General features: G+C 48.1%; 3 protein-coding genes and 1 pseudogene. 3 read left to right on the top strand and 1 reads right to left on the bottom strand.

The window, feature by feature from the left end:
• Window positions 1-170: 170 nt before the first annotated feature.
• The gene (locus ACEW8P_RS10870) at window positions 171-737 is read right to left on the bottom strand and encodes a ceramidase domain-containing protein (protein ID WP_373513106.1); all 567 of its coding nucleotides are present in this window, start codon (window positions 735-737) and stop codon (window positions 171-173) included.
• 197 nt (window positions 738-934) lie between these two features.
• Between ACEW8P_RS10870 and ACEW8P_RS10865 the strand changes: the two are divergent.
• The 3 genes and pseudogenes from ACEW8P_RS10865 to ACEW8P_RS10855 form a co-directional block, all read left to right on the top strand.
• Window positions 935-1,285 (top strand): annotated as a pseudogene (locus tag ACEW8P_RS10865) (DUF2200 domain-containing protein); the annotation flags it as partial.
• A gap of 832 nt (window positions 1,286-2,117) precedes the next feature.
• The gene (locus tag ACEW8P_RS10860) at window positions 2,118-3,269 is read left to right on the top strand and encodes a glycoside hydrolase family 5 protein (RefSeq protein ID WP_373513105.1); all 1,152 of its coding nucleotides are present in this window, start codon (window positions 2,118-2,120) and stop codon (window positions 3,267-3,269) included.
• Between the two features lie 261 nt (window positions 3,270-3,530).
• Window positions 3,531-4,064, top strand: coding sequence for a hypothetical protein (locus tag ACEW8P_RS10855; RefSeq protein WP_373513104.1), 534 nt, complete (start codon window positions 3,531-3,533; stop codon window positions 4,062-4,064).
• Window positions 4,065-4,218: the final 154 nt, after the last annotated feature.

Below are 4,218 nucleotides of genomic sequence, written 5' to 3'. Positions count from 1 at the left end.
TGAATGCCCCTGAAAGATCGAATGAGGATCACAGTCAACTTTTTTTACATCCAATTCCCTAAGCTGCATTGCAACAATGATTAGGATAAGTCCGAGAAGTGCCTAAACGATGGAGCGCTCTTTTCGAAATTGGAAATAATTAATGGCGCTGAAAACCCAGATTAAAAGAATCAAACAGGCAACAAAACACCACTCGAAACCAGCAGATGAATTTCATAAAACGATAGGATGACCAGCAAAGCTGTGACAATGGTAGTTTTTTTTAGAGTTTCAGACCAATTGATTTTATGAAAAACATGATATACCGCAATGAACAACAACGAGATACTGATGCTGTACGTCCCATTCATATCGACACTTTGCCCCATCCAGGTCAGGGATGCGTGAAAAAACGCAGAACCGATACTCAAATAAATAAAACTACCCCCCATCAGAAACGACAGTAGCGGAAATTTTTGTAACCAGTTCAGATCTGTGCTCGATTGGTTTTTATTATCCTGCCAGGCCAGTGCGCAGATAAAAACACCAACGAAGAAGTACGCCAGGTTGGAATAGGTATTGATGTTTTGATGAAAAAATCGCTGGACATTGTTGTACTCGCAATACTCAGTGGTCAAGGCAGATTTACTCACGACCATCCCGCTCCAGACACTTCCATCCAGAAAAGTATTGAGCAAAAAATAGATGATAAGCATGGCTGCTGTATATGCCGATGCCAGAATGAGGGCTTTTTTCATATTCCTGAATGGTAGTCCGGCTGTGGGTGTTTTTTTTGCCTGCTATACAAGCTACTTTTTGGACCACACGCTAACCCTGGCCGCGCCTGTTTTGGGGTCAGGAGGGTTGCCCGATGGCCTACTCAACAAATCTACCTGAAAAGTTAGTGATGATCGGAAAGTTTGTAAATTGACTCTGTAAAGCACAATACATAGCTATGAACAATGCAAAAAATCAGGACGAGCGTATTGCAAGAATGACGTTTGGGTCGGTGTACCCGCATTATCTGGCAAAAGTCGAGAAAAAGGGCAGATCGAAGGAAGAACTGCATCAGGTAATTGAGTGGCTGACCGGTTATGACGAAAATACCCTGCAAGAAATCATAGAAGAGAAGGCGACCCTTGAAAAATTCTTTCAGAAAGCTGCCTTACACCCCAATGCCCGCCTTATCACGGGCGTAATTTGTGGCTACCGGGTGGAGGAAATAGAAAACGCCTTAACTCAGCAAGTAAGGTACCTGGACAAGCTTGTGGATGAATTGGCAAAAGGCCGCAAGATGGAGAAGATTTGCGAGCCATGTAGCCTGACTTTCACTGATCACACACCTTACATCACTTCGGGCAGTGCTGAGACCAATTCCTGCCCGTATGTGTATACCCTGACTGAGGAGAGTGAGCCCTAGGTCCTATATTAAAACCTGCCATGGGCATTTTCCTGGTAAAGAGTATGCCCGACAACTTCAAGGTGAAGCACCATAGAAATAGCTAACCTTAGCTAGTATTTTTATGATTCCGCCCATTTATTTGAGCCCGTACCTAACCCTACCTTATTTGTTTTAGCCCGCTGGCGTTGGACCATTGCGTCGCCCAATTTTCTGCGATTACCCCTGCTAATCCTGACCGTGCGATCGGGACAGTCGCCCGCTGGCACGGTCAGCCGCTGCTGTTGAATCTCCTAACGTTTGCAACGCGATTTTAAGAACTAACAACAGATTCACGTTTCCCTCGGAACTGACAATCAACAGAATAGGTCGTAAACTAGTTTGAAACAGAACAAGGAAGCCACGAGAACGCTGACCCTTCAGATATCGGACATGCCTATGTTTCAAGCTGTGAAATCTGAAATTTCAGCAAATACGATGGGTTAGCTAGCCTCAAGCAACGGTATGTTGCGGGTATACGGCAGTGCCACGGCCAGGTATACTAGCGAAGATCGTAAAAAGGACTAGCTGTATTTGAAGAATACGGTTGTGAACCACACCCACTATTGATTGGACTAGTCCCGATGGGGTGCCTCCCCCGAACCCCGATAAATCTCTGATCGGTTTTACCCAACAATTCGTAGTAGATTGGGCGAGAGAATGGCCTTCTGATACCGTACTTTTTTTGAAAACTGCCCCGATGACCAACCCGACCCGTCGCGATTTTTTGCTACAATCGGCTTCGCTCAGTGCCGGCCTTATTGCTACTTCCAGTTTGCTGTCTTCCGCTATGGCACAGCCGCTCAAAAATCCGATGCCGCGCTGGAAGGGTTTCAATCTGCTGGATTTTTTCTCCCCTGATCCTGCAAAGGGGCGTCCCGCTACCACCGAAGAACACCTCCAATGGATTGCCGATTGGGGCTTTGATTTTATCAGGCTCCCCATGGCCTATCCCTCCTACGTACAATTCGACCGGAGCAGACCCATCAGGATACCCGAGGTCCGGGCCATCGACACCCAGGCCACTGACCGCATCGAGCAGCTGGCGTACCTGGCTCATAAGCACGGACTGCACGTGAGCCTGAATCTGCACCGGGCGCCGGGTTTTTGCGTCAATGCGGGTTTTATAGAGCCCTACAATCTTTGGCAGGACGCGCAGGCGATGGAAGATTTTGTGTACCACTGGTCTTTCTGGGCAAAGCGCTTTGCCCAAACATCATCCAAAAAGATAAGTTTCGACCTGCTGAATGAACCCTGCACCCGCGAGGACATGAACGATCAGCATTCCAGACGCGGGCCGATTCCGGGCGAACTCTACCGAAAAATGGCTCTGGAAGCCTCCCGGGCTATCCGGACGCATAACCCCGATCATTTTGTGATCGCGGATGGAAATAATGTAGGCAGCACTATCATTCCCGAAATCACGGACCTGAACATTGCCCAAAGTTGCCGGGGCTATAATCCGGGTATTATCTCCCATTACAAAGCACCCTGGGTATTTAAGGATACGGACAATTTGCCCGAACCAAAGTGGCCCGGGCAGGTAGGAGACAAGTACCTGAGCCGCGCCATGCTGGAAGCGCAGTACGAACCCTGGATCGCGCTGACCAAACAGGGAGTAGGCGTCCACTGCGGGGAATGCGGCTGTTTCAATAAAACGCCCCACGCGGTGTTTTTGGCCTGGTTTGAGGATTTGCTGGATGTGTTGAAAAGCAACGGAATCGGCTACGCTTTGTGGGAATTCAGGGGTAGTTTTGGCATACTGGATTCGGGACGGGAAGACGTGGCCTATGAGGACTGGCACGGACACAAGCTGGATCGCAAGCTTCTGGATTTATTGAGGAAGTATTAGGTACTCAAGCAGAATTATACCGTAATGCATTTTTATTGATTGTGATTTCTGAGCGTGAAGGACTGCCGCCCAGTCGTCTTTCCTCGCATTTGCAACGCGACCAATTCCAACAGATAATTTGAGGAGATCAAAATTCTAATCACCGTTCGCACAATTATTTTGATATGACTTCCGAAAAGCAGTACATTGAATTACTTTCGGACGGTGTTTGCTTCACAATTGTGCCGCAAGCCGCCGGGGCTTCTACTAGATCACTACCTTATGCTTCTGAGAACGCTCTCACTAATCTGCCTTAGTTTAACGCTGCTGTCGCTTTCCTGCGGCCGAGACCCTGAGCCGGACGTTATACCCGGCGACGGCACATTTACTGCTAATGCTACCGGAGGACTCAGCTTTAACGTAAGCGGAGAGGCCAAAGCAGGTGTCATCTATTACGCTGTGAAAAAAGAAACTGTATTGTCTATCGAATTGGTTGCGCCTGATAATCGTTGGAGCAGGTTTGTTTTCAACGTTTGGAACTATAACCGCGAGGGGGTTCGGGATAAGTTGTACCTGGTCTATCCCGGGACTTCGCTTCCCGATGAGGCCGTTTCCGGTTCGCTCAGGCCTGACGCCAGTTCGACGGGTTGGGTAGATTTCAACGCGGGACAGATTCAGTTTGAGTATTATGGTACCGACCGCGTTCGAGGAACATTCGATGCTATCCTCAAATCCAACGACCCCCGGCTACCTAAGGTAGAGGATATCAAAGTGACGGGTAGTTTCGATACTTCATTTCAGAGAATCAATAAGTAAAACACCTTCACCCATTGACGCCCGATCTATTGACCGGGCGTCTTGACGTTACACGATTTCTCCGTGGTCAATGACGTGGCCGTGCCCAACCTAGTTTATAAACGGGTGCTTCCAAGGGGTATAAAACTACCCAAACTTATCTTTCTCTGGTGAA

Source organism: Persicitalea sp. (assembly GCF_041751555.1).
Taxonomy (GTDB): domain Bacteria; phylum Bacteroidota; class Bacteroidia; order Cytophagales; family Spirosomataceae; genus Persicitalea.
The sequence above is the reverse complement of the archived record's forward strand: the minus strand, read 5'-3'. Positions and strand labels throughout refer to the sequence as shown.

Bases quoted from the DNA above. Each gene is read 5' to 3' on its own strand.
- ACEW8P_RS10870 (WP_373513106.1), bottom strand. From the start codon at position 737: ATGAAAAAAGCCCTCATTCTGGCATCGGCATATACAGCAGCCATGCTT.
- ACEW8P_RS10860 (WP_373513105.1), top strand. From the start codon at position 2,118: ATGACCAACCCGACCCGTCGCGATTTTTTGCTACAATCGGCTTCGCTC.
- ACEW8P_RS10855 (WP_373513104.1), top strand. From the start codon at position 3,531: ATGCTTCTGAGAACGCTCTCACTAATCTGCCTTAGTTTAACGCTGCTG.